Origin of the sequence: Rhodomicrobium lacus (assembly GCF_003992725.1) — a bacterium.
Lineage (GTDB): Bacteria > Pseudomonadota > Alphaproteobacteria > Rhizobiales > Rhodomicrobiaceae > Rhodomicrobium > Rhodomicrobium lacus.
Window position 1 is genome coordinate 740,205 of the sequence record NZ_RZNF01000012.1, and the last position, 25,248, is coordinate 765,452.

A 25,248-nucleotide genomic window follows, 5' to 3' on the forward strand; every position below is an offset into this window, starting at 1 on the left:
TTGCGCAGTCGTCGCCGTTATGCTGGCGAGTGACATCGCAAGCCCGAAAATGATTGAGCGGCATTGCATCGGTGCTTGAGCCTGCACAGCGGGATATTCAACGTATTACCTCATGATTTTCTCGAGAAAGACTTCTGCGCTAACGCTCCTCGCGTCCGCAGGTAACTGCACCGGAAGCTTGAAGCGCCTCTTCTTCCCGGGCTGGACGATGCCTATACCTACCGCATGCTCAAGCTCACCCTGGGATAGCGTTTTGGACCAATTGCCGGCACGCAACATGACTGACGCTTCGCTGAGCTTCGCATGCACGGTTCCGGAGTTGCCCAGAAAAAGGCTGACGTAACGCTTGCCATCCTCCGAGGCGATGCTGCTCGAAAGAACATCGAGGGCTTTCTGACCTGTAGCGGGTGCGACATTTGCCACGACGTCGAAATTGAAGACGATCTGAAAGCCGCTCTTCTTCTCCGGCATCGCCACGGGAAGCTGATTGACGGAAAGAATGTAGGTTTGGCTCTTGTTCAAGGGCGCACCGGCCCACTGAACGCGGAAGACCTGCTTCGAGTGCGGGCGCAACATGCGGCTTGGCGGAAAGATGAGAAAATCGCTCGCCGCCGGGGTTAGCTGCCGCCCCCCGTCTTCGGAGATTTCCGCGCGAGAAACGACCACCTCGATGGGAACGTCCTTGTCACTGTCATTGCTGACCAGGATTTGCGCCACCCGCTTCGCCGGATCGCCTGAATTGATTTCGAGTACGAGAGGCGTCACCCCGAGTGCCAGAGCGGGTGCCCCGGTCAAGGCGAGCATCGCAGAAGCGATCAGCAAACTGGAGAAAAGTACGCGCATATGTCTACCCACCCTCAAACGTTGCCGCGAAGGGTCTCTTCATGTTGCCCAGTGCACTTCGATTGAGAAGGACGTGCCCAGCGTCCTGCCCCGGCGCTAGAGTTTGGCGCCGATCTGTACAGTTACGGTGTCGGTGTAATTTCCGTTGACGACAGGAACGGTGCCGTCTTTCGTGGCGAAGGTCAAAGTGAGGGGCCCCGAGTTGGCTCCGGCAGACTGAAGATTGACACTCCTCGCAGCCTTCGATGTATCGAGGACGAGATTGCTGATCGATCCCCAATTGGCGGTCACGGTATAGTCGACGCGGCTCAAGAAATCGCCTGCGGCTGCCTGTTTGGCATCGGATGACGTCATGCCGCCGTTCTGACTTGAAAGGCTTAGATACGCCTCGTAGTTGCACATCGCCCTGTCGAATTTGAGCGTCAGGGTCGAGCCCTTCACGAACGCCGTCGTCGAATCGATGAAATCCGTCAAGGTCACGATATTTGAGGAATAGGTGGCGTTGGTAACAGCACCGGCGACCGCGGCCTGCCCCGGAAGTTGGCAAACCTGAGGGGCGAAGCCTTTGATCTGAAACGTCGTGCTTGCGCTCGAAGTATCGGCGGACTGTGCCGATACTTCGGGCACCGCAAAGGCGATAGCAAGCGCCACCGAAAGCGTGAAATTGCGGGTCGTTCTTTCAAAGATTACTGGTACTGACACGGCCGGCGCCCTTTTCTCAAAGCAGGGGTGTAAAAACGATAACTAGATTGTCGGTGAACGTGCCAGCCACGACAGGCGCATCTGCTGCGTTTGCGCTGGCAATCGAGATATCGAGACGAAGATCTCCGGAGACTGCGCCAGGGGCGACGACACTCGGGGATGTCTGCCCCTGAACGCCTTCAGTCTGCAAAACGCTCACCGACGATGCCCACGAGATGCTGGCGCTATAGTCGATGTGCTGAATGAACTCGGAGCTGGCTTCCGTTTTTATGAGAGGTACCAGGCCGCCGTTCTTCGAGCTGACGGTCATGGTATGCGGGTGATTGCACATCCCCTTCAGCGTGACCGTAATGGAGGCCGAGGTGAGCTTGGCATTGAGATCGGTCAGTTGAGTGACGCTCAGAACATTCTGCGCCCCCGAACTGGCCGCAACTGCCATGTTCGACGCCTGCCTCGCTTGGGCAGGCTGGAAGCTGCAGACTGGCTGCGCCTTGCCGCGCAAAGCGAATGCCTGGCTTGCGCCGTCTTCGGCATCGACGCACGAAGTCCCACTGAGGGAAATGGCCGTCACTACACACACATATCGACTCAACACGCACACGACGCGGCCTGCTCATTATATACATTTTGTTGAAAATATTTCTTTTGCGGCGCATGTCAACCCAAATGAGGTGTAGGTTTTACCGCACCTCACAAACGCGGCGAAACCCGAAAGGCGAGCACGTCGCGGTAGGCGCCAGCCAGCGGCACACCTTCTCCAGAATCCCAATGAAATCCGAGCGTTAGGCTTTTGCTGAGAGCCGATGAATTTGGCGGGGTCTCGGACACACATGCCGAAGTTCCGTCGATCATGTTGTCGGAATGGCACAGGTCAGCAACTGCACCCGCAGAGGTGTCAAGGTTGTATGACAGCGTGTATGGAACCTTGGCTAGAAACGGGGCGCGGACGGGCTTGCTGGTGCCCAAAGCGAGGCCACCGTTCTGAGAACTGAATACAAACTTGAAACGCGAGTTACACGAAAGCCCGATCTTCACGGACACAGACCCACTCTTCGAAAGGTCACCGAAATCGATAACCGGACTGGTGTTTGAAATCGAGCAGGAGGGCTTAACAGTGGTAACAACGGTGATCGCGATGTCTTGACTGCCGCCCTTCGCGTCTGAAACGGTCATCCCCGCGCAACTGACACCAACAAGGCCGACGGCCATCGCCACGCGAGGCGAACGAGCGGCTCGGCCACTGCGGCCGATTATCTTGCTCGATGGGCGTCGGCATCCCGACATAGCGACGCTGGCCTTTCTGCTTGAGCGAACCGATATCGCCAGGGAGCAGCTTGCTCCCTGACCAAGGTAGCTGAGCTGAAGGACATGTCAATGAGCGCTGTCGCCTCAGCAGGCGGTGCCTCAATCTGGCCTAAATTGAGATTGCCGACGTTTTCCACAGCCGCGCAATCCGCTTTTATAACAGCGCCTTACGCCGCAGGTGGCCGGATTTAGGCGAGAATGTGGCGACTTTCGGGCAAAAATTCGGTTGTCAGCATTTCGAAAAAAATTTAACGGTGTTGATAGCGACACACCGAAGGAGGGAGCAGTGAACAATGTAATCAAGCATTCGCAACGTTTTTCTTGCGTGAACCAACTGAGCATTTTCGACCTGGTTCTCGCCACCCGTTGCGCCCAGTGAAGCTATACGGACAGCCGTTAGCGTTGCTCTTCCTCACTACTTGACGAATACCCGCCATAACCCGCCATTTGCATCGTAATCTGCCACGTTCTCAGCGTAAAGGGAACGATAGGTCTTGCGTACGGAGTTGACATGAAGACCGAAGCCTCAATGTACACATCCGCCAGCTTCTTCGGACTCGCGACTGCGAGCGTGAAGGACGACAACCTGCTCACGTGGATCAAAGATGCAATCTCGTCCGACTGTGATCCTCATATGCAGCAGCAAGGTATGCTCTCCGAGGGGCTAGCGGGCGAATGGATATTCAAAGTGCGAAATGGAGAGGCCAGCCGAAATCTTGTCTCTTTATCAGAACATCTGTGGGATGAAGCATTCCTGATTCTGGAAGCCATGGGCCGTATCGAGTTTGCGGTTGGGCTGATGCCCTGGCACGGAAATTTGCTTCTTGACGACAGCTCCTCACGAGCGATTGCCTTAAGATTGCGGATCGCCCGCCGTATTCTACAAATTGACCCGGAGGTGTTTTATCGCTCCTGCGGTCTGGAGTCAAAGACGGCCGCTGCGTTGGAGCAAGGCGATGCGCCGTCTCTAGAACAGCTGTTTGCCGTTCTGGATGCAGTTTCCGAGAATTACGACATCCCGTCTGATTGGCTTATGTCTGGCGAGGCCTGCGAAATCGAAGCCTGAAACCTTCAGGCCGGGCGCCACGGCTCACGATTTGCGGCCCGGCGAATTGAGGCTGCGCCCCCCCACGGTGCGCAGCCTCCCCCCTCGTAAACTCATCACCCGAGCAGGCGGCTGAACGGGCAGCAGAGCCATTCGCTATGCCTCGGATCAGCCAATACTCGCGAAATACTGAACGCTTGGCGCCAAGGCTCACGATTTGCAGCCCGGCGAATTGAGGCTGCGCCCCCCCACGGTGCGCAGCCTCCCCCTCGTAAACTCATCACCCGAGCAGGCGGCTGAACGGGCAGCAGAGCCATTCGCTATGCCTCGGATCAGCCAATACTCGTGAATACTGAACGCTTGGCGCCACGGCTCGCGCGTTGCGGCCCGGCAAATTGAGGTTGCGCCGCCCTCGGCGCGCAGCCTCCGTCCCAATGGACACGTCCCCCGAATAGCAGGCCGAACGGGCAACAAAGCCTTTCGCTATGCCTCGGATCAGCCGTTACTCGGGGTTACTAGACGCTTGCTGCCACGGCTCGCGATTTGCGGCCCGGCGAATTGAGGTTGCGCCGCCCACGGCGCGCACCCTCGTCCTCGTCAACTCTTCTCCCGGAGAGCGACCCGGGTGGGCATTACAGCTCCTCCGCAATACCCCAGATCAGCCAGTGCTCGGGAATGCCCGCACGCTCGGCATATCTTTCCAGAAGCTCGATCATCAGTTCATCGAGCTCAAGTTTCCTGCTCGCCGCGCTTTTCGCCAGGCGGGCCTGAAGACTGGAAATATCGAGGGCCATTGCGGCCGGCTGCGCAGCAGCGGCGCGCAGAAGGCTGAGGCGCACGAGAACGGCTCCGGGCGAGAGAACATCCGGCAGAACGTCGCCGTTCCAGACCCTGAGGTCGGGCTGCGCCCTGACCAAGCCGCGCGAGCCCAACCCTATGAAGACATCGTCCCACAAGGCTTCCGGTATCGGGCCCGGATAGCTGACCGTGTTTGCGTTTTTCAGCGTAGCAATCTGCCATTCACCAGCGACATAGCCAGCCGAAAGCGGCCTCTGCCGCAAATGTGGCATCCATCCGGCAGCGGTGGCACCCTCTATCCATGCATCAGCGTCGATCGCGTATTTATTAACGCTGGAGCGAGTTGAGTGCACATGAAAGCCGACTTCATCGGCAAAAGCGGAAATGCGGAGAGACATGCTTTTTTTTCGCGTTTGAGTGACCAGAACTCGACATTGATAAGCTAGGTTGAACGCATTACTCGTCTGTTAGAAGTCGACAAATCTTCCATTAGTTTAGCGAGCACATTCACCAGTCGTTTACTTTTATTCCATTCTTGGGCGACACCGTTTCTCTCACTACTTGCTGCGGCAGTCCGTTGTGCTTTATGTTTTGCACAATCTGTGGTTCATTGGGGGTGGCAAAGAGGCAAGGATGACGAGTGCTCCATTTTCGGGAGTCGACGTTTTGCCCCTCACAGCAACGTTGACGAACCTCCCGTTCCAGTCGATCGCCCTGCTCGCGCTCGGTGCCTATATCGTTGTTGCCACTTTGAAGGTCCTTTGGGAGTGCCGAACGATCATTCTGATGATTACGGTCGTCGGGCTTCTGATGGCGAATGGTGATCGTGGGCAACTTCGTTTGAACGACTTGAGCCAACAAAGCCTTTCTCAGTTATGGGAGAAGCTAACGCGACCATGACGGTTCACCTCGTGGTTTGGCAACTGGTAATGCACGTATTGCACAACTTACGATTGATCCTAGTTGAACGAGCGAACGAGATTCCCGACCAGAAGATTCCAGCCGTCGATCAGGATGAAGAACAGGACCTTGAAAGGCAGCGAGACCGTAGTTGGAGCGACCATCATCATGCCCATGGCCATCAGCACTGTTGAAGCGATGAGGTCGATCACCAGGAACGGAAGCATGATCAGGAAGCCGATTTCGAAGCCGCGCCGAAGCTCGGAGATCATGAATGCGGGGATGAGCATCCTGAGGGTGGGCGTCCCCTCGGGGCTCGCTTGCCGAGACATTCCCGAGAAGAGATCGAGATCCTTCTGGCGCACATTCGCCATCATGAACTCCCGGAACGGATCGGTAATCTTGTAGAAAGCCTCATCCTCTGAAAGCTTCTTGTCCATGAAGGGCCTGACACCCGTTTCCCAAGCCTTTTCGAAGGTGGGCGACATCGTGAAAGCGGTCATGAACAGCGCAAGGCTCACGAGGATGATGTTGGCGGGGGTGGACGGCAAACCGAGACCGACCCGCAGGAAAGACAGCGCAATGACAAAGCGGGTGAAGCACGTCACCATGATGAGGATCCCGGGCGCCAGCGACAGCACCGTGATCACAAGCACCAGCTGAATGATGCGCGACGAGGTGCCGTCCGCTGTCTCCGGGAACAACGAAGCGAGACCACCGAGCGGACCGCCAGCTTGTTGAGCGCAAGCGCTGGCTGGCACCAGAATCAGCAGGATGAGAACGAGCGCCGCCGTTGCTCGCCTCCCTCGCCAGGTGGAGACGACGCCCGCACTTCCCCCAGTCAGAGGTGCTTCATGCGGATGCGGGCGCATGTCGCCCTCCGAATAGCCGATGACAGACGGTGCGATTGCGCCCTGCATCTCACTGCACCACGAAAGTCAGGATCAACAGATCCAGGGTTTTGCCGTTGCCGATCCGGGCGGCGCGCGACCGCAGATCGTTCTTGAGGAGTTGAAACCCGGTCGGCCCCTCTATCTCGCGGATCGAAACTGTTTTCAGAAATGTCACCAGATCGTCCGAAATCCTCGCGCTGATTTCCGCTGCCTCGGCCACGTCGGGCTTGAGAACGACCGCCGCCTCAAGCCGGACCGAGAGGTTCGAGCCGTTCGCCAGATTGGCGATGATGGGCGGAAGCACCTTGACCTCGCTTCTTGCTATCACCGGCTGCGGCGCGGGCGCAGGCGCGACCGGCGCCGACTGAAAAACTCCGGGCTCCATGAAGCCGAACGCGAACCCCGCCGCGGCAGCGACCAGCGCGCCGGTAACGGCTCCGAGCAGCATTTTTGGTCCACGTTCCGTCACGCCAGATCCTCTCGCGTCTTAAAAGGGCAGAAGCCAGTCGGTGACCTGCTGGCCCCAGGCCGGCTGTGCCACTTCCATGATGCGCCCGCGTCCGCCGTAGGAGATGCGGGCCTCCGCGATCTTGTCGTATGAAATGCTGTTGTCGGTCGCGATATCGCGCGGCCGGATGATCCCCGAAATCAGCAGTTCCCGCAGCTCGTAGTTCACGCGAACTTCCTGACGACCGGCGACAATAAGGTTGCCGTTCGGCAGCACCTCCGTCACGACCGCGCCGATCAGGAGGTTGATGCTTTCCGCACGAGAAATGCCGCCCTTCGCATCGGTGCTGGTCGTCGATTCCACCTTGGGGTCCAACTCGCCGCTGCTTTGCGTGTCCAGATGCTTGTTGAGCCCCGACCAACTCAGGTTGGCCTTGTTGGTGATATCCAGTTCCCGCGTCGAAGACCGCGAGCGACTGTTGTTGTTATCGATCGAGGCCTTGTCCTTGATGGAAATCCTGACGGTGATGACGTCGCCGACCTTGGTCGCGCGCGGATCCTTGAACAGGTCCGCTCCGTTGTCCTGCCACAGCGATGCTCGGGTTACATAAGACGCGGGTGTCGCCGGCATCGTGCCGATCGCCGTGTGAGACGGCACCAGCCCAGCGCCGACAGGCGTGAGCGTAGGCTCCCGACCGATCTCGTTCATCTTGTTGAGGCATCCGCCAAGCATCAAGGCAGTCCCCACTGCTGCCGCCGTGCAGATCTTCATGATTTTTCCTCGCTCTGCCGAGACGGGCTGGCCGACTTTGCGTTGTTCTTCCGGTTGGCATCGCCCAGAGCCGCAGCCGGGGCGGAACTATCCTGTTCCCTGACCGCGCCGATCATCACGGCCACGATCCGGGCCGCCTTTTCCGGCGGCATCTCATCCAGAATCGCGCTGGATTTCTTCGTGCTCAGTTTGATGAGCAGAGCCGAGGCCGCCTCCTCGTCCATGGCGGCAATCTGAGCGGCCGCCGCGTCCGGCTTCACCTTGGTGTAAAGCTCCACGAGGCTTTGCTCTGCCTTTTTCATGAACTCGTTACGGCGTTCGAGCCACACCTTGTATTCGGTCGTCTTCTCTTCGAGCAGAGCCGTGCGCCGCGCAAGCTCGTCATCGAGCTTCATCAATTCGGCTTTCTGGCTCAGATAGCGCGCATCCGCCGCCGCATCTGCGATATTCTCGCAGTAGGCCTGCGCAGCCCGCGAGTTGGGGGGCGGCACGGCCCCCGGCACCGGCGCAGCCTTTGCCGCATCAGACTCTTTCGCGCGAGCTTCACCCGCCTTTTTGGCGGCCTGATCGACGGAGGCGTCCCACTGGGGTTGCGGAGTGGCCCCGCGAGCCTTGCGCGCCGCTCCGCCCTCGTCTGGCCAGCCCCAAGCGTATTGCTGAGCTGCGGCCGGAGGCGTCGACATCTGCGCAACGGCGGCGAGCGCCATGAGGCAACTTGCGGATCGAACCATGCGCCTCATCATTGCACCACCAGTTCTGCCTGCAGCGCGCCCGCCGACTTGATGGCCTGAAGGATCGCGATAATGCCCTGGGGCTTGAGCCCCATCCGGTTGAGCCCCGTGACGAGAGACTGAAGGTTGGCACCGTTCAGCATGAAGAGCGTCCCATCGGGTTGCTCGGCGTTGACCGCCGTACGATCCTCGACTGCCGTCTCTCCACGCGAGAAGGGCGCGGGTTGGACGACCTTCGGCATCTCGGTGACGCGCACCGTTATGTTGCCGTGCGCAACCGCAACGGTGCTGATCTTCACGTCGCTCCCGATCACCACGGTTCCCGTGCGCTCGTCGATCACGATCCGCGCTGGCGCGTCCGGCTGAATGGGCAACTCGCTGATTTCACTGATAAAGCGTGCTGCATCGAGCCTTGGCGGACGGAGCAGTTCAATGGAGCGCAGGTCTTTCGCACGCGCGGACCGTCCGCCGTAGGTCGGCATGGTATACGCGTTGATCACATCGGCAGCTCGCGTCGCCGTCGAGAAGTCGGGGTTCAGAAGTTCGAGCGTGAATGACTTGAAGCGTTCGAGTTCGATTGGCAGGCGCCGCTCCACAAGCGCGCCATTCGCGATGCGGCCGGCGGTCGGAACGCCCTGCGTCAGCTTCTCCGCGCGACCGCCTGCAGCAAAGCCCGATACGCTGACCTGGCCCTGCGCGGCGGCGTAAATCACGCCATCCGCGCCCGAAAGCGGCGTCATAAGGAGCGTGCCCCCCTCAAGCGAGGTTGCGTTGCCGAGCGAAGAAACCGTGACATCAACCCGACCACCCTCACGGGCGAAGGCGGGCAATTCCCCCGTCACGATGACGGCCGCCGCGTTCTTTGTCTGAACCTGATTGTTGTTCGTGAGGTTGTTGCGGATGTTCACGCCCATTCGGTCCAGCATCGACTGGATCGACTGACTGGTGAAAGGCGAGCTTCTGAGATTGTCGCCGGTGCCATTCAATCCCACCACGATCCCGTAGCCCACGAGCTGGTTCGACCGGACATTCTGGATCACAGCAATGTCCTTGATGCGAGTCGTCGCATGCGCAGGCTGGACCATCAGAAGTGCGATCAGGAAACGTTTCACGGCTTAGTTCACCCGCACGCTGCCATCGGCCGCCACGACGCCGTGGATGACGACACCGGAGTCCGGATTGCGCGCGCTGATGGTTTCGCCGACGCTGCCGGATTGCAGCGCCATGGCGACGCCCGTAATGCGCACGGTGCCGGATTCATAAACGAGCGAAACCGCCTTGCCCTGGCGGACAACGACAGGCTCCCGGATCGCGACTTTCGGGATAGGCAGTCCCGGCAACAAGGTGCGTCGCGAAGTCTTGCCAATCAGGCCGCTCGCTTCGGTCACGAAAGAGCCCGCGTTCTCGCTCTCGGACAGTTGCTTCGAGGAGAGCATGTCCTCCGTAATGACGTCGCCGGGGTAGAGCGCGCGCTTCGGCACGGGCACGACCCGCCCCCCCTGCTCCGCCTGCGATGGGGTGGCGAGGAAAATCGGTGCGGCCAACGCCGCGGTGATCATGACGCCTTTCATGAAGCCACCCATCAGAGATTATTCTTCGTGAGAACCTGGAACATCTCGTCCGCAGCCTGAATGACTTTGGAGTTCATCTCGTAGTTTCTCTGCGCGGAGATCAGATTCGTGATCTCCTGCACCGGGTCTACATTCGAGCTTTCGACGTAGTACTGCTGAACCGTGGCGTAACCCTCGCTCCCCGGCACCTGAACCTGAGCGCTTCCCGAGGATAGCGTTTCCCGGAAGAGGTTGTTGCCGAGCGCCTCAAGTCCCGCTTCGTTTGCGAAATTGGCGATGGTGAGCTGTCCGACCTGCGTCATGACACCCGTGCCGGGGTCGACGTAGACTGTCCCATCGGTGTTGACCTGGATCGACGTTGCGTTCGTCGGGATCGTGATGCTCGGGATAACCGTGTAACCGTCCTGCGTCACGAGTTGGCCCGATGCGTTCTTGCTGAACGTGCCCGCACGCGTATAAAGCGTCTCGTTGTTCGCGCCGGTGATCTGGAACCACCCGCGCCCGCTGAGCGCAAGGTCGAGCGAATTGCCGGTCTTGGTGAGCGGGCCCTGCGTATGCAGACTTCTGATGGCGACCGGCTGCACGCCGAGACCGATCTGCGACGCCTCCGGTATCGGGTCGGCATCGCTTCGGTTGGGGACGCCCGCCGCACGCTCCGACTGGTAAAGCAGGTCGGCGAATTCCGCTCGCGACCGCTTGAAGGCAACCGTATTGGCATTCGCGATATTGTTCGCGATGACTTCGACATTCGTTTGCTGAGCAACCATGCCGGTCGCAGCGACGGAAAGGGCGCGCATGATGGCCTCGCTAGATCGTCATCCGGGTGAGTTCCTGATAGGCAGAGACGGCCTTGTCGCGCACGGCGAGGGCCGATTGCAGCGACAGCTCCGCCCTGGATACGGCTTGCACCACCTCCTGAGTGGAAGCACGCCCCTGGAGTCCGGCCGCAGCGACACTTTCGCCCGTCTTGATATCGGTCGCCGTCTGCTGCCCAAGCGCAGCCAGCACGCTGGAGAAATCCGCCGAAGCGATGCCCGCCGAGGCCGTCTTCTTTTGTAAAGCGGACGTCACCGAAGAGTCGGAAACGGCGAATGAGGCAAGCGAGGCAATCGTCATGATCAAACCTTGAGGATGTCGATGGTAAGGGTTTCGAGATGGCGCACCTGCTTGAGAACTTGCAGGTTCGCTTCGTAACTTCGCGCGCCTTCGCGGATGTCCGCGAGTTCCACGAGAACGTTCACATTTGGAAGCTTGACATTGCCTTGGGCGTCGGCCGCCGGATGTCCCGGAATGTTTTCGATGCGATAGGGAGACCGATCCGCCTCGACATCGCCGATGGTCACCAGTTCAGCCCCCGTTGCGGCATCGAGTTCCTGATCGAAGCTCAGGATCTTGCGTGTGTAAGGGAGCGCCCCCGGCGTCTTGCCGGTGGATTCGGAGTTCGCGAGGTTCTCGGTCGCGACGCGAATGCGCTGCGACTGCGCCGACAGGCCCGAACCCGCGATGGCAAGAGAGGCAGACAGATTGTCCATCGCCATCACCCCTTCGCCGCTTGAGAGATCATGCTGTGAAAGCTTTTCACGACCGCAGTGTTCAGCGCGTAATCGCGCATCACTTCCGAACTCTTGAGCATCTCCTGATCGAGGTTCACATCGCCGCCGGAATAGAACGTCGCTCCATCGGCGGCATCTTCCTGCGCAAAGGACGCAACCTGCGAAACCTCGGCCTGAAGGTGCGACGGGCTCGTCGAAGTCATCTGCAGCCCGATGTTATCCACAACGGCCTCGAACGGAACGACGTTAGCCGTCTTGTATCCAGGCGTATTCGCATTCGCGACGTTCTGAGCCAGAACCCGCTCCTTGGCGAAAAGCCATCGGCCTTGTAGAGATGCGATATCGAGCACGTTCGACATGTGCAAGCGTCCGTCCGTCGCGAGTTGGGTTCGACTCAAAACGCTTTACAACCTATTAATGGTTTAGGTTGCATTTCTTGCCTGAAGCTGTTCACGCTCGGCTCATGGCTCAACCATGAGCTAAATCGTTGAAAATTTTTAGATAATTTCTACTGCATGGGCGCTTGACGACTGGGGATCGCCCCGGATGCGCGCGGCCGCAGCGCAAGCGACTGCCCCTCTCAGGGCTGGTGCATGCCTCGACCGAAAGGGCCTCAGCGCCCCTTTTTGTTGATGTAGATGATAACCTCGGCCACCGCCTTGTAGAATTCCGGCGGGATAGGCTGATCCACGCGCACAGCGTCATGCAGCGATTTTGCGAGGGCCTTGTTTTCCACGACGGGAACGCCGTTGGCCTCCGCTATGCCGCGTATCCTCAGCGCGAGCTTGTTCTTGCCCTTGGCCAGCGTCTGCGGCGCCCGGTCCTGACCTCGAATATAGCGAAGCGCGACAGCATAATGGGTGGGGTTGGCGATCACGACCGTCGCGTTCGGCACGTTCGACATCATGTTGCGTCGCAAGCGCGCCCGAGCGATCGAGCGCGCGCGCGCCTTCAGCATTGGGTCGCCCTCGGACTGCTTGTGCTCGTCCTTCAGATCCTGTCGGCTCATCTTGAGCTTGCGGAGCCATCTTAAGCGCGTCCAGAAAACGTCGGCAGCAGCCAACACGCCGCATGCAAATGCGCAGATGAGGACGGCCTTGAAGGCAAGCCGCTTGACCAGTTCGAGCGTATTGGCGGCGTCCGTCTGAAGCACGAGCAGAGCGGCGGCGCCCCCTTCGAATGCAATATAGAACGCAACCGCAATGATTGCGAATTTGAGCAAGCTTTTCAGAAGGTCAACGAGACCGTCAAAGCCGAGAAGCCGCTTCAGCCCCTGCTGGGGTGAAATCCTCGACAAATCGGGCTTGATCTTGTTGAATATCAGCGTCGGCGGGTTCTGGGCGAAGGATGCCACCAGTGTGGCCACCAGCAGCATGAGAACAAGCGGCCATACGAAATTGAGGATCGTCAGACCCGCGAGCTTCAGAATAAAAAAAGCGTCGGCCCCGTTTTCGAGGCTGAAACCGGAGGGGTCCTCGATGAAGACAGACAGATTTTTCGCGGCGTCGCCGAAAAACGCCGGTGCGACTGTCATCAGGAAAAGCACAAGGGCAAACAGCGCCGCCGCGGAGTTCACCTCACGTGAAGACGGGCCGCCTTCCTTTTCGAGGCTGTCGCGGAGACGCTTTTCGCTCGGCGGCTCTGTCTTGTTGTCTGTTTCAGAGCTATCTGCCAAGAAACCGGCCTCCGCCCGTGGCGCGCCTCTTCAGCCCGAGGCGCATCGAGTTGAAGCGACACCTGCTTAATGCCGGAACGCTGGTTTAGAGCTTTGTGTTGTCGATCATTTCGGTGAGAGTGACGCCGAAACGGGAGCCTTCCTCGTCGAGCACCACGATCTCGCCCTTTGCAATGATTCGTCCGTTGATCATCACATCGACAGGATCGCCGACCTTGCGATCGAGAGGAATGACTGCGCCTCTACCCAACTTGGTCACCTGATAGATCGGCATGGATGCAGAGCCCAGCAGAACCTTGAGGGAAAGCGGGATCCGCAACACCCTCTCAAGGCCGCCGGGATCGCTCGCCTTGCCGAGACCAATCAGGTTCATCGCCGTCTTGCTGACTTCCTCAGCGACGTCATTTCCAGCCGCGAGAGCCTCACCCAAGACCATTTCTTGCGTCATCGATATCCCTTTCATTCGGTTGGTGTGAGACAAACGTCAGGTCACGCAGCCTTCGCCTCGGGCGCCGTCAGACTTTCCTCCACGCGATTGATGGTGGGGCGTTCATGGGCCGAGATCATTTTCCGCCCGTGTTCGACCGCGACCGAGGCCATCGCGCCATTCATGAAGGCAAGGAATGTCTGCTTTACGAGCATATAGAGGTGAAGCCGCTTTTCCCGAACGGTCTTGAGCTTTGTCGCGATGGGCGAAACCACCGCATACGATAGGAAGATACCGGCGAAAGTGCCAACCATGGCAGAGGCGATGAGCGCACCCAGCACTTCCGGCGGCTTGTCGAGCGCCGCCATGGCCTTGATGACGCCGAGAACTGCCGCGACGATACCGAGAGCGGGAAACGCTTCCGAGACAGCATGGAGCGCATGGTAGGGCTTCAGGCCGTCGTGTCGGATGGTCTGGATTTCCTCGTCCATCAGCGCCTCGATTTCTGCGGGACGCGCGTTACCCATGATGTGGAGCCGTGCATAGTCGCAGATGAACTGCGTCAACTCCGGATTCGCCAGCACCTCGGGATATCTCGCGAAGATCGCCGACTTCGATGGATCATCAATGTGCTTCTCCACCTCACTTTTCGGCTTGTTCTTGAACTCCCGCATAAGCGCATAGAGAAACCCGAGAACAGCAAGGTATTCCGCTTCCTTGGGCTCGGAGTTCCTGAGCGCCTCCACGATACCTTTGCCCGTATCCTTGATAACCTTCATGGGATTTGCCACGATGAAGGTACCGATGGCTGCACCGCAGATGATCAGATACTCTGCAGGCTGCCAGATGACGGCCACATGACCGCCCATCCAGACGTAGCCGGCGAGCATGCAACCCAAGGTGACGAATAATCCAAGAGCGATGACCACAATCTTAATCCTATCTAGGTTGCATCATGAGTGAGTCGCTTGTGCGGGGCTGACCCTTCGTTCGCTATCGCCAGGAACCGCCAAGCGAAAGTCCCTGCACGCTGGAAAGAAGGTCGACGCCGATCGACACCACGCCGCCGCTGCTGGACGATGTTCCGAAGAGCGCATTGACGTAGTCGCTGGCGGTGTCGTTATTCTTGGCGTCATACAGGGAGGCGAATTTTGCGATAAAGCTTGTCAGCTTCTGCGGATCCTGGAAGTCGCTGATATCGAGTGCCTTGGTAAGAAGCGCGGCCTGCCGGTCGATATCCATCGCCGCCGTGTATTCGGAAAGACCGAGCGCGGTGTAGACCGTTGTAAGAAGCTTCTTGTCGGCCAGAATGTCGTAGACACTGTCGATCTTCGATGCATTGCGATAGAAATAAAGCGCCAGCTGCGCGCCCTCGTTCGATTCGCCCTGCTTCTCTTCAAGCTTCTGAGCAATATACTGATCGACGACACCGGTCTGAACCGCCTCTGAAGTTGTGGTGGATGTGCCGTTTTCCTCGAAGTTGAAAGTCTTTGCTAGTTCAAGGGTTCCGAGGTTGCCAAGTTTGGCCCCCAAACTTTTGCTGTCGGCCCCTTCGGACAGCACTTGCTTGTAAAGTGCCTTTGCGTAAACCTGATCTCCGAGGCCGTAGGCCGTAAGCGCATAGGAAAACAACTTGTAGTCGTTGACGAGTTCATCCGGGGACGTGACGCTGGCGATGTTGGCCTTGTAATATTCGGTCTGGCTCGCCACGGTAGGGTCAGCCGCCGTCAGTTCGATCCATTTGCTGTAGTTGTTCGTGATCGAAAGGAACGTTGTAAGCGTGGAAGTCATGATGCAAGCCTCCTAAAAGAGCTGGACGTCGGCAAAGGTCTCGGCGGCTGGTTCCGTCGCGGTGCGTTCGATCGGGAGGCCGGTCGCATCGGCGAAGCGTTCGCGCATTTCGCTCAAGCTGAATGTCCCGGCGATCTCCTTGAGCAGAATCGTCGCGTGCGGAGGAGCGGCGGACATTCGCGTTTCGGCAAGCCCTTCCTTTACGAGGTCTGCGTTCCTGTCGGCGAGAAGAGCAAGCGCGCCGCAGATGTTCTGGATATGCTGGGTCACACGGTCCTGGAATTGGAGTTCCCTCACCGCGCAGGCAACCGCATCCTCAATGTAGCGCGACGAAACCCCGGTCGTGGAAAGACTGCTCGCAATTGCGGCGTTCTGATCGAGCAGCCGGTCGACCATGGCGCGAATGCGTTCCTGGGCCTTCTCCTTCTCGTGCGACATGTCGATGGAAGAAATTTCCTTGAGCAGCAAATCACCGCGCTGAACTCCCACCGCAACCTCGGACATCTGGCGCTTGATGGTGTCCGACAGCGTGTTGACGCTGCGCGCGAGATCCCCGATCTCTGTCGCTACGACCACGAAGCCGCGCCCGGCGCTGCCCGCCCGCGCTGCCTCGATCTTCGCATTGAGCGAAAGCAGGTTCGTCCGCTTGTTGATTTTTTCGATCTGCGCCAGCGACTTCTGCATCGACTGCACTTTTTGCTGCACATCGTCGAGCGCTGAGACAAGGGCCGTAGCCCCCGATGACAGGCGGATGATCTTTTCGAAGAGCTGGTTGAAGATCGAAGCGATGTTCGTTGCCAGTTCCGGAAGAGCGACGGTTGCCCCATTCAGTTCGATGGAGCTTTCAGCGTCGAGCATCTCCTGAACGGACTGGATCTGCCCCCGCGCTGTGGAGGCGATGTCCTGGAAGCGTCCGACGAGAGTTTGCACTGTCGTTTCGATGTCATGCGAGGTGTCGGACAGCTCACTGACCAGAGCTTTCAGCGACACACCCTGCACGGCGGCGGAGTCGAGCGCTTTTCGGAGGAAGCCGTCCTCGCGATCGTCGCTGGCAGCTTCGAACGAGACAAGCGTGGCGGGGCTGGTGCCATGTGATGTCGAAAGGGTCATTTCGCGTCTCTGCTGTTCGAGAAAATCTCATGAGAATGGCGAGAGGTGGCGGGCTTTCGACGGCCTTCGCCGCTCAAGAGCGCCATGATCTGCCCCGCCATATCGGCGAGCGCGATTTCGGCCTCGACCGCACCGCGTTGGAAAGCAACTTTAGGCATGCCGTAAACGACGCAGCTCGCTTCATCCTGGCCGAGCGTACGGGCGCCGTTTGTACGCATGGCAAGCAGGCCGTCCGCGCCATCCCGGCCCATTCCCGTGAGAATTACGCCAATCGCCTTAGGCCCCGCCTGCTCCGCAGCGGAGAAAAACAAGGCGTCGACCGAGGGGCAGTGACCGTTCACGCGGTCATTGCCTTCGACGATGCAGACATAGTTCGTCGCGGATCGCCTGATGCGCAGATGCGCGTGACCCGGAGCGATATAGGCGTGCCCTGGGAGCACCACATCGCCGCTCTGAGCCTCCTTCACTTTCACCGCGCAGACGTCGTCGAGCCGGCGTGCGAAGCTCGCTGTAAACTTGGGAGGCATATGCAGCGTGATGACGATGCCCGGGCTGTCTGCCGGCATCGCACGAAGGATATGGTTGAGGGCTTCCACGCCGCCGGTCGATGCCCCGATGGCGATGATTCTGTCGGGTGAGTAAGGGCCGCATCTGACCGCAGTCTTCGAGGGCAACGGCATCTGACGAACACGTGACCGAGCCGCCGCCTTCACTTTGGCGATGATTTCGGCCTGCCTCTCCGCGAGCCCGATCTGGAGCGCGCCGTCCGGCTTGGTCAGGAAGTCGACCGCTCCCAGTTCGAGCGCCCGAAGCGTTACGTCAGCCCCTTCGCGCGTGAGCGACGAGAACATCACAACGGGCATTGGGCGCAGCGACATGATCTTCTCAAGGAAGGCGATGCCATCCATGCGCGGCATTTCCACGTCGAGGGTGATCACGTCGGGGTTCAGTTCCTTGATTTTTTCCCGCGCGGCGAAGGGATCGTTCACCGCGCCGATCACCTCGACTTCGGGATCGGAGGAAAGAATGCTCGTGATAAGCCGCCGCATCAGTGCGGAGTCATCGACGACAAGAACTCGTACGGGTTTGCGCTCGGCCATGAGTTCGCTCTCAGTCAAACAATTGAACATCGCCGCCGACCTGCTGACCTTCGAGGGTGATGCCGAACAGACGCTCCTCCTCGGCGACCTGCGCCTTCTGCGTGCCGCGCAAGAATAACCTTGCAACCTTGCCTGTATATGGGGTGTAGCAAATCCAGCGACCGAGAACGCCGCCGAGGTCGCTTGCCGCCAAATGCAACGCTTCATCCTTCACGTAACGACGCGCGAAACTCGCGTTCTTGTCGCCGATCAACGTCGCGCCGAAGAAATTCGCCCCACCGAACAGCTTGACCTCGAGTCTGGAGCGGTGAGCGCCTGCTTTCAGAACCTTGTTGATCAGTTCCTCCATCGCGAAGTTCCCGTAGCGGTTGGCCCCGCTCAGCATATCGCCCCACTGGCCTGTCTCGCTTTCGGGGAGCATGAAGTGGTTCATGCCGCCGATGCCCGTTTTCACGTCGCGAACGCAGGCGGAGACGCAGGAGCCAAGAACAGTGACGATGGATTCATCCTTGTCGGCCGCGACATAGGTCTCGCCCGGCAGGATCCGGACCGCATGCGTGCCAAGCCGATGAACGAAGACCCTCGATCGCGGAGGGGAAACGGAGCGCCTGAGTGCTGTCATTGTCCGATCTTTCGATAGACGGTGCGTCCGCAGAGTTTGAAGCGCGCCTGGTGGTCGAGCAGCGATTCGGAATGGCCGACGAACAGCCAGCCGCCCTCCTTGAGTTGCGCATGAAACCGCTCGATGAGCGCAGCCTTTGTTGCAGCATCGAAGTAGATCATCACGTTCCGGCAGAAGATCGCGTCGAATTTCCCATGGAAAGGCCACGGACTCAGCAAATTGAGCTGCCTTATGGACACGAGATCCTGGATGTTGCGCCGAACCTGAACCGTGTTGCGATCTTCGGGACGCCGTTCGAAGAATGTCTCGCGCATCGCAGCCGGAACATTTTCGAGGCACGCCCGCGGATAAATGCCCGCCCTTGCCTTCTTCACCACGTTCGTGTCGAGATCCGTGGCGAGCACGCGCAAATCCCAATCGGCCATTGCCTCGCGCTGAAGCGCGGCTGCGACCATGGCGATGGAATAGGGTTCCTCACCGGTCGAACAACCGGCGGACCAAAGGCGGATGTGTGAACGCTCGCCGTTTCGGCGCTGCGCCCCTGGCGCGAGCACGTGCTCCTTCAGAAAATCGAAGTGATGTGCTTCACGGAAGAATTTTGTGAGATTCGTCGTGATGGCGTCTATGAGGAAGCTGGCCTCGCCGTCACCTTCCCTGCTTTCCAGGAGCGCGCAATAATCCCGGAAAGAGCGCAGTCCCAGCGCGCGGAGACGCCGCGAAAGCCGCGAATATGTCATGTCGCGCTTGTGCGCGTTAAGGACGATGCCGCTTCGCTTGTAAACGATGCCGACGATAGTTTGGAAATCGGCCGCCGTGAACGGAAACTCTGTGGCGGCGGAGGAGGAACTCGTGTTTCCCCGTTCCATTGGCTCGACTCTTACTCGCATGGCACTATCTGTCTTTTGGAGGCTGATGCCGCTTCAGGTCGGCTGGATATCGATCTGTTTCGAAGGAGAGCCGGGGGGGTATCTCGCCCCCGACACTCGGGCGGTGGCGGGCTTTCAGGCCCGTCGCTGGCGACGATCAGAACTCGTGCCAGTCATTTTCTTCGCTCGATGCTTTCGAGCGCGTGGCGCAGTGTTGGCCGTTCGCACCGTTGGCGCGATAGGAGCCGTTCAGCTTCGTCTCGCCGCCCCGGAACGTCCGCTTCTGAGAAGCAGTCTTCGCACCGGCCGATCGCTTGTTGACTGACGCTTCCGCGTCGCTTCCCAGGCGGAATGCGGAGAGCCGCTCGAACATGGCCTCGGCCTCTGTCTGAAGGGTGCGGCTCGACGCTGCGGTTTCCTCCACAAGCGCGGCATTCTGCTGCGTCATCTGGTCCATCTGCGCCACGGCCTTGTTGATCTCGGAAACCCCGGTCGACTGCTCCTGTGTCGCCGAAGCGATTTCGGAGACGATGTCGGCGGCGCTATTGATTGAGGTGACGATTTCCTGAAGCGCCGTGCCGGTATCGGCGACGAGCTTCACACCGTCCTTCACCTGGCGCCCGCTTTCGACGATGAGCGCCTTGATGTCCTTCGCGGCGACCGAACTGCGCTGCGCCAGCGAGCGAACCTCCGACGCAACAACGGCAAAGCCCTTGCCGGCATCGCCCGCGCGCGCCGCCTCGACCGCCGCATTGAGAGCGAGAAGATTGGTCTGGAAGGCGATCTCGTCGATGACGCTGATGATGTCCGAGATCTTGTTGGACGAGTGCTCGATGGCGGACATGGCGCTGACCGCTCTTGCGACGACGGAGCCGCCGTCGCTGGCAACCGTTCGCGCGCTCGCGCTGAACTGATTGGCGCGGCTTGCGTTGTCGGCATTGTTCCTGATCGTCGACGCCATTTCTTCCATCGAGGCAGCCGTTTCTTCAAGGCTCGATGCCTGCTGTTCGGTCCGCTGCGAAAGGTCGTCCGTCCCGGTCGCAATCTCGGCAGTCGCAGCCGCGATCGTCGATGAAGCATGCAGGATAGAGCCGATGATGCCTGTCATCTCATCAAGGAATCCATTGATTCCGAGACACAGTTCGCGCATGTCTCCGCTTTTTCCATCGATCGGAATTCGGCGGGTCAAGTCCGATTCCTTCGCCGCCTGGATGACGCTTCGAATCTCCTCGACGGTTTTGACGAGCTGCACTTCCGCAATCTTCTGCTCGGTGATGTCCGCGGCGAATTCGACGACCTTCGTTGGTTTGCCATCGAAGTCGAGGATCGGGTTGTAGCTGGCCTGCAGCCAGAAAACGCGCCCATTCTTGCCGATGCGGCGGCCCTGCCCGTTGTAGGCTTCGCCACTACGGAGACGATCCCAAATGCCCCGAATTTCGCTCGATCCCCGCAAATCCTGATCGAGAAAAATTTCATGATCCCGGCCGCGGATTTCTTCGAGCGTATAACCAGTCACCTTCAGGAAATTCTCGTTGGCGTTCAGAACCTTGCCATCGAGGCTGAATTCGATCACCACCTGGTTCTTGTTGATGGCGGCGAGTTGCGCTTCGTAGTTGAGATTTGCCTTTTTCTGCTCGGTGATGTCCGTGACGTGAGCGACGATCTTCACGGGCTTTCCGAAGTGATCGAAAACCGGGTTATAGCTCGCCGCGATCCAGACTTCACGACCGCCCTTGGCGATGCGCTTTCCTTCCCCTCTGAAGAATTCTGCCTTCTCGAACTTCTGGACAAAGTTGCGATAGGCTTCAGTGCCGCGAATCTGGGGATCCACGAGCATGCTGTGATGCTGACCCTTGATCTCGTTCAGCGTAAAACCCATGATATTGAGGTAGTTGGCATTCGCCGTGATGACATGCCCATCCAGCGTGAACTCGATGATCGCGCGGAGCCTCTGGCTGGCTTCCTCATCGGCCTTCGCACGCGCAATGATGTCGCGGATCTCTGTCACATCAGCCCACTCGAAAGCGTTTCCGATATAGGCGCCGTCCGCTCCGTAGATCGCGTTCACGCAGAGTTCGAACGTGCTTTCGCCGGCCTTGACGTCCGCCTTGTGAGGCAGGCGCCACGGCTCATCGAGCAACCGTCGAATGTGCGACGGGTCCTTGTGGAAGATGTCTGCGGAGAGCCCCGTCATGTTATCGGGATCCAGGCTTTGCGCCCGAGCAGGCAAGCTGTCACGAACCTTCCGAATGAGGGCCTTCGACGCCTCGTTGACATAGATGATCTTGAAGTCGCGATCGATCATCATCAGCGGATTGGAAGCGACATCGGCAAGGCGACATATCTGGCTCAGCAGCGCGTGCTCCTCCTCGAGTTTCTTGTCCTTTCGGAACAGGCCACCTGCGATTTTTTTTGCTGTGCCACTGACATTGAACATGATGGAGCCTTTTTTCTCGGTAACTTTGATTGCTTTATTTGCGGGCGATGTCGAATTACTGGATTGCTGCATCTTCCATCTCCCGTAGCTGCTCCACTTCGTCTCGCTGGAAGAGGTGTTCGAGCGAAAGGACGACCACCATCGTTCCCTCGACGGACACGATGCCGGAGAGAAATTCCGCGACGGCGCCTCGATCCATTTCCGGAACAGGCCGTATCTCCGAAGTCTCGATCGTCAGGATGTCGGATACGGCGTCCACAAGGAGGCCCACGGTCCGTTCGCGAATCGCGACGATGATGACGATTTTCGACTTGGCCGCTTCCGTAGCACCGGTCCCGAACCGCAGTTTCAGATCGTAAACCGGGATGATCGTGCCTCTGAGGTTCATGACGCCGAGAACGTAGTCCGGCTGATTTGGCAGTGCAGTGGTGCCGCTCCACCCTCGGATTTCCCGGACAGCGGTGATGTCGATGGCGTATTCCTCGCCGCCGATGGAAAAACTGATGAATTGATGCGCTGCGTCGGCGCCCAATGATCTGTCTACTGATTTTTGTCTCGGGACTGCGAGTGCCGCTTCGGTCATGTTCGTTCTCTCTGCAACGGTATTCGGGATCTAGGCCTGCGTCTGCAAGACCGGCTCGGCGGAAGCTGAAGCCTGCGCCAGGGCGCTCATTTCGCCGGCGTCAAGAACGGCCTCATGCTGGTGTTCAAGCCCTGACTTCGAGTTGCGTTTCAGGCTCGCGCTCGCAATCGAGCAGATATCCTCGAGGTTCAGGATCAGGGCGACGCGGCCGTTCCCGAGGATCGTAGCTCCGGCGATGCCCGGCACAGGGTCCGCATTCTCGTTCAGGTTCTTGAAGACGAACTGCTGCTGGCCGATCAGTTCGTCTACCACGAGGCCGGCCTTGGTGCCGTTTTCGGTCTCGACCACCACAACGAGGGCCGGATGCGAATTCTCGCTTTCACCGGCGACGTTGAAAAGCTGGTGCAGGTAAATGAGCCGTATGTACTCTCCGCGAATGAAGATGACATCGCCGCCTGCAACGGATCGGATCTGGCGTCGGTCGGGGCGCAAGCTTTCAACGATGCTGGCCAGCGGGATGATGTATTTTTCCCCGCGGACCGCGACATGCATTCCATCAAGCACAGCCAGCGTGAGCGGGATGACGACAGTGAAGCTCGACCCCTGGCCCTTTTGCGAATTGGTATGAATGCGGCCGCCGATGCTCGCTATGTTACGTCTCACGACATCCATGCCCACGCCGCGCCCGGATACCTCGGTCACCTTGTCGGCCGTGGAAAATCCGGGGGCGAAGATCAATTCATGGATCTCTTCTTCGCTGAGATCGGCATCCGGTCGGACGAGCCCCTTGCTGATGGCCTTTGCCAGCACTTTTTCCGCGTCTATGCCCGCGCCGTCATCCTCGATGGTTATGAGGATGTTACCGGCGCGCTGGGTTGCGGAGAGGTGGATCACCGCTTCTTCCGGTTTTCCCGCCGCCAAGCGCTGTTCCGGCATCTCGATGCCATGGTCGATTGCATTCCGGATCATATGGGTGATCGGATCGACCAATTCCTCGACGATGGTCTTGTCTACCTCCGTCTCGTCACCCGAGGTGACCAGTCGCACCTTCTTGCCGAGCTTGTTAGACAACTCGCGCACGAGGCGGTTCATCCGCGCGAAGACCGTTCGCGCGGGCTGCATGCGAATGGCCATCACGCATTCCTGCAATTCACGGATATGCGCTGCAAGCTCATCCGCGCCCTGCACGCGCTGGTCCCGCAGATTCGTTCCAACCTCGGAAGGTTGCTGGGTCAGCATGGCCTGGGTGATGACGAGTTCTCCGACCATATTGATGAGGCGGTCGACGCGGGCCAGGTCGACGCGGACGAAGCTGGGGCTCTTCGCCTTGCGTTCCGAGGAAGCGCTCTTAGCGGTCGCAGCCGATCCGGGGAGCAGCGCTCGCGACGGCACTTTCGCTTCCTTGGGGGGTTCGGGAGAAAACGCCTCGATGACAAGATCGCAATCTTGATCTACGAACTCGAAAACCTCCTGGATATCAGCGCGCGAAGCCTTGCTCCGCAGGCTGAAGGAAAATCCGAGATAGGCTTCCTCTGGATCGAGGGTCGCAAGCTCGGGCAGCCCCGTCCTGTCGCAGCAAACTTCGAGTTCGCCGAGCCGCTTCAGTTCACGGATGATGAGCAGCGGCTCGTTGGCATGACGAAACAGCTCGCGGTGAGGGGTAAAATTTATGCGCCAGCTTTGCATCTCCGATACGGTGGGAGCTGAGGCCTTCTCTTCCGGAATAGCTGCGGGAGTGCCCTCCGGGTTGATCAGCGCCTCAACCTCGGCGAGGACGTCCGCGCCGAAGCCTTCGGGGATGTCCGTGCCCTTCTGGGCGGCTTCCACCAGGCTTGCAAGCACGTCGCCGGAACGGACGCAGACGCTTGCGACGTCCGCGCTGAGTTCCAGACGATCATCCCGCAGGCGGTCGAGAAGGGCCTCGAAGCCATGCGCGAATGTGACGAGCGACCGGAAATTGAACGCGGCGGCGCCGGCCTTGATCGAATGCACCGCGCGGAAGATCGCATTCAAGTTTTCACCATCCACCGCGTTTGCGTCGAGCGTAGAAAGGCGCGAATCCAGATCTGGCAATACTTCGGCGCATTCGTCGAAGAATGTCGCCCGAAACTGGTCAAGATCCAGCGCTGAAGGTCGGTCGGAAGACATCTGAGCCTCGCGTTACGGGCAAACCTTGTTTACGACTTGAAGCAATTTCTCGGGCGAAAAAGGCTTCACGATCCAGCCGGTCGCGCCAGCATCTCGGCCTTTTTGCCGCGTGTCCTCACTGCCTTCGGTGGTCAGTACGAGGATCGGGGTCGACTTGAATTGCGGCTGGGCCCGGACATGCCTGATGAAGGTCATCCCATCCATATTCGGCATGTTGACGTCGGTTATGATGACATCAACGTTGGCGCTACCGAGCACGCCGAGACCTTTCTGGCCATCTTCGGCTTCCACCACGTCGAAGCCGGCATTTTTGAGAGTGAAAGCGACCATGTCGCGCATGGTCTTTGAGTCATCGACGGTGAGGACACGCTTAGCCATCGGCCTTGCTCCAATCTGTTATTAACGAACCGCATCCGATGTCCGTGAATGCGGCACACAGCGCAGGGGACGGATCGACGAGAACCAGCCTTCCACCCTGCTTTTCGGCCGAACTGGCAGCAGCCATCAGCAGTTGCAGGCCAGGCGTCGTTGCTATGCCGACGCCGTTGCCGACAACGCGCAGGTCCGGTGAAGCGGCCAGCATTGCGATGAGGCTCTCTTTCAGCTCGGGAGCAGTCCTGATATCAAGGCTGCCCGGGAGTTCGATTGCCTGCGAATCTGTCGATTTCAACGAAGCCCCCCTTAGTCGGCGCGGATGGTCCTGATGCCGCCGCCCAATTGCGTTTCAACCTGTAGCAGGTATAACGCACACACATTAAAGGGTGGTTGCAACCGACTGATATCTTCGGTTGTTATTTTTTCTGCTGCACCCGCGTTGGTGAGATATCGTTAAGGTGTCGCCTATATATCCAACTCTACAGCAGGTTGCAGCCCGGAGAGCGCGCTCGTGTTGATGGCACCGAGGCCCGTCATTCCCGCACGCGAGCCTG

30 protein-coding genes are annotated in these 25,248 nt (G+C 59.1%); 1 reads left to right on the forward strand and 29 read right to left on the reverse strand.

The window, feature by feature from the left end; translation table 11 throughout:
* Positions 1-105: 105 nt before the first annotated feature.
* From EK416_RS12805 to EK416_RS12820, 4 genes are all read right to left on the reverse strand, one after another.
* Positions 106-843: a fimbrial biogenesis chaperone gene (locus tag EK416_RS12805; protein ID WP_127078078.1), complete on the reverse strand. Its 738-nt coding sequence runs from the start codon at positions 841-843 to the stop codon at positions 106-108.
* A 96-nt stretch (positions 844-939) separates the two neighbouring features.
* Positions 940-1,545 (reverse strand): hypothetical protein, encoded by a 606-nt coding sequence (locus EK416_RS12810; RefSeq protein WP_127078080.1) that lies wholly within the window; start codon positions 1,543-1,545, stop codon positions 940-942.
* Between the two features lie 16 nt (positions 1,546-1,561).
* Positions 1,562-1,984, reverse strand: a complete 423-nt coding sequence (locus EK416_RS12815; protein WP_127078082.1) for a hypothetical protein — start codon at positions 1,982-1,984, stop codon at positions 1,562-1,564.
* A 251-nt stretch (positions 1,985-2,235) separates the two neighbouring features.
* Positions 2,236-2,754, reverse strand: a complete 519-nt coding sequence (locus EK416_RS12820) for a spore coat protein U domain-containing protein (protein ID WP_127078084.1) — start codon at positions 2,752-2,754, stop codon at positions 2,236-2,238.
* A 607-nt stretch (positions 2,755-3,361) separates the two neighbouring features.
* Here EK416_RS12820 and EK416_RS12825 point away from each other — a divergent pair.
* A complete protein-coding gene (locus EK416_RS12825; protein WP_127078086.1) occupies positions 3,362-3,916 on the forward strand; it encodes a hypothetical protein in 555 nt (184 codons plus the stop codon).
* A gap of 611 nt (positions 3,917-4,527) precedes the next feature.
* Here the strand turns inward: EK416_RS12825 and EK416_RS12830 are convergent.
* The 25 genes from EK416_RS12830 to EK416_RS12950 form a co-directional block, all read right to left on the reverse strand.
* Entirely contained in the window at positions 4,528-5,091 is a 564-nt protein-coding gene (locus EK416_RS12830; RefSeq protein ID WP_127078088.1) for a hypothetical protein, read from the reverse strand.
* Positions 5,092-5,200: 109 nt separating this feature from the next.
* A complete protein-coding gene (locus tag EK416_RS12835) occupies positions 5,201-5,551 on the reverse strand; it encodes a hypothetical protein (RefSeq protein ID WP_127078090.1) in 351 nt (116 codons plus the stop codon).
* A 101-nt stretch (positions 5,552-5,652) separates the two neighbouring features.
* A complete protein-coding gene (fliP, locus tag EK416_RS12840; RefSeq protein ID WP_245434050.1) occupies positions 5,653-6,513 on the reverse strand; it encodes a flagellar type III secretion system pore protein FliP in 861 nt (286 codons plus the stop codon).
* 1 nt (position 6,514) lies between these two features.
* Positions 6,515-6,955: a flagellar basal body-associated FliL family protein gene (locus EK416_RS12845; protein ID WP_127078092.1), complete on the reverse strand. Its 441-nt coding sequence runs from the start codon at positions 6,953-6,955 to the stop codon at positions 6,515-6,517.
* Between the two features lie 18 nt (positions 6,956-6,973).
* Complete coding sequence (gene flgH, locus EK416_RS12850; RefSeq protein ID WP_127078094.1) at positions 6,974-7,705, reverse strand: flagellar basal body L-ring protein FlgH; 732 nt, start codon at positions 7,703-7,705, stop codon at positions 6,974-6,976.
* Positions 7,702-8,436 carry a MotE family protein gene (locus EK416_RS12855; protein ID WP_127078096.1) on the reverse strand — a complete coding sequence of 245 codons (735 nt, stop codon included), beginning with the start codon at positions 8,434-8,436 and terminating at the stop codon, positions 7,702-7,704. The genes flgH and EK416_RS12855 overlap by 4 nt, the downstream gene beginning before the upstream one ends.
* Positions 8,437-8,444: 8 nt before the next feature.
* Positions 8,445-9,548 (reverse strand): flagellar basal body P-ring protein FlgI, encoded by a 1,104-nt coding sequence (locus EK416_RS12860; protein WP_127078098.1) that lies wholly within the window; start codon positions 9,546-9,548, stop codon positions 8,445-8,447.
* Between the two features lie 3 nt (positions 9,549-9,551).
* A complete protein-coding gene (gene flgA, locus EK416_RS12865; protein ID WP_164730014.1) occupies positions 9,552-10,007 on the reverse strand; it encodes a flagellar basal body P-ring formation chaperone FlgA in 456 nt (151 codons plus the stop codon).
* An 11-nt stretch (positions 10,008-10,018) separates the two neighbouring features.
* On the reverse strand, positions 10,019-10,804 hold the full coding sequence (gene flgG / locus EK416_RS12870) for a flagellar basal-body rod protein FlgG (protein ID WP_127078102.1): 786 nt from the start codon (positions 10,802-10,804) through the stop codon (positions 10,019-10,021).
* A gap of 10 nt (positions 10,805-10,814) precedes the next feature.
* A complete protein-coding gene (fliE, locus tag EK416_RS12875; protein WP_127078104.1) occupies positions 10,815-11,123 on the reverse strand; it encodes a flagellar hook-basal body complex protein FliE in 309 nt (102 codons plus the stop codon).
* Positions 11,124-11,125: 2 nt separating this feature from the next.
* Positions 11,126-11,545, reverse strand: coding sequence for a flagellar basal body rod protein FlgC (gene flgC / locus EK416_RS12880; protein ID WP_127078106.1), 420 nt, complete (start codon positions 11,543-11,545; stop codon positions 11,126-11,128).
* The gene (locus EK416_RS12885; protein WP_127078108.1) at positions 11,545-11,919 is read right to left on the reverse strand and encodes a flagellar basal body protein; all 375 of its coding nucleotides are present in this window, start codon (positions 11,917-11,919) and stop codon (positions 11,545-11,547) included. The genes flgC and EK416_RS12885 overlap by 1 nt, the downstream gene beginning before the upstream one ends.
* Positions 11,920-12,173: 254 nt before the next feature.
* Entirely contained in the window at positions 12,174-13,235 is a 1,062-nt protein-coding gene (locus EK416_RS12890) for an EscU/YscU/HrcU family type III secretion system export apparatus switch protein (protein ID WP_127078110.1), read from the reverse strand.
* An 85-nt stretch (positions 13,236-13,320) separates the two neighbouring features.
* Positions 13,321-13,608 carry a flagellar motor switch protein FliN gene (fliN, locus tag EK416_RS12895; RefSeq protein ID WP_164730095.1) on the reverse strand — a complete coding sequence of 96 codons (288 nt, stop codon included), beginning with the start codon at positions 13,606-13,608 and terminating at the stop codon, positions 13,321-13,323.
* A 116-nt stretch (positions 13,609-13,724) separates the two neighbouring features.
* Positions 13,725-14,591, reverse strand: a complete 867-nt coding sequence (gene motA / locus EK416_RS12900; protein ID WP_127078114.1) for a flagellar motor stator protein MotA — start codon at positions 14,589-14,591, stop codon at positions 13,725-13,727.
* Positions 14,592-14,655: 64 nt separating this feature from the next.
* The gene (locus EK416_RS12905; protein WP_127078116.1) at positions 14,656-15,453 is read right to left on the reverse strand and encodes a DUF1217 domain-containing protein; all 798 of its coding nucleotides are present in this window, start codon (positions 15,451-15,453) and stop codon (positions 14,656-14,658) included.
* 12 nt (positions 15,454-15,465) lie between these two features.
* Positions 15,466-16,563 carry a methyl-accepting chemotaxis protein gene (locus EK416_RS12910; RefSeq protein WP_127078118.1) on the reverse strand — a complete coding sequence of 366 codons (1,098 nt, stop codon included), beginning with the start codon at positions 16,561-16,563 and terminating at the stop codon, positions 15,466-15,468.
* Complete coding sequence (locus EK416_RS12915) at positions 16,560-17,663, reverse strand: protein-glutamate methylesterase/protein-glutamine glutaminase (RefSeq protein ID WP_127078120.1); 1,104 nt, start codon at positions 17,661-17,663, stop codon at positions 16,560-16,562. Before EK416_RS12915 ends, EK416_RS12910 begins: the two co-directional genes overlap by 4 nt.
* Before the next feature lie 10 nt (positions 17,664-17,673).
* Complete coding sequence (locus EK416_RS12920; protein WP_127078122.1) at positions 17,674-18,285, reverse strand: chemoreceptor glutamine deamidase CheD; 612 nt, start codon at positions 18,283-18,285, stop codon at positions 17,674-17,676.
* A complete protein-coding gene (locus tag EK416_RS12925; protein ID WP_127078124.1) occupies positions 18,282-19,151 on the reverse strand; it encodes a CheR family methyltransferase in 870 nt (289 codons plus the stop codon). The genes EK416_RS12920 and EK416_RS12925 overlap by 4 nt, the downstream gene beginning before the upstream one ends.
* Before the next feature lie 157 nt (positions 19,152-19,308).
* Positions 19,309-21,588 carry a methyl-accepting chemotaxis protein gene (locus tag EK416_RS12930; RefSeq protein ID WP_164730015.1) on the reverse strand — a complete coding sequence of 760 codons (2,280 nt, stop codon included), beginning with the start codon at positions 21,586-21,588 and terminating at the stop codon, positions 19,309-19,311.
* A 55-nt stretch (positions 21,589-21,643) separates the two neighbouring features.
* Positions 21,644-22,171 carry a chemotaxis protein CheW gene (locus EK416_RS12935; RefSeq protein WP_127078128.1) on the reverse strand — a complete coding sequence of 176 codons (528 nt, stop codon included), beginning with the start codon at positions 22,169-22,171 and terminating at the stop codon, positions 21,644-21,646.
* A gap of 30 nt (positions 22,172-22,201) precedes the next feature.
* A complete protein-coding gene (locus EK416_RS12940) occupies positions 22,202-24,319 on the reverse strand; it encodes a chemotaxis protein CheA (RefSeq protein ID WP_127078130.1) in 2,118 nt (705 codons plus the stop codon).
* Positions 24,320-24,331: 12 nt separating this feature from the next.
* Positions 24,332-24,697 carry a response regulator gene (locus EK416_RS12945; RefSeq protein ID WP_127078132.1) on the reverse strand — a complete coding sequence of 122 codons (366 nt, stop codon included), beginning with the start codon at positions 24,695-24,697 and terminating at the stop codon, positions 24,332-24,334.
* Positions 24,690-24,989 carry an STAS domain-containing protein gene (locus tag EK416_RS12950; RefSeq protein ID WP_164730016.1) on the reverse strand — a complete coding sequence of 100 codons (300 nt, stop codon included), beginning with the start codon at positions 24,987-24,989 and terminating at the stop codon, positions 24,690-24,692. The genes EK416_RS12945 and EK416_RS12950 overlap by 8 nt, the downstream gene beginning before the upstream one ends.
* Positions 24,990-25,248: the final 259 nt, after the last annotated feature.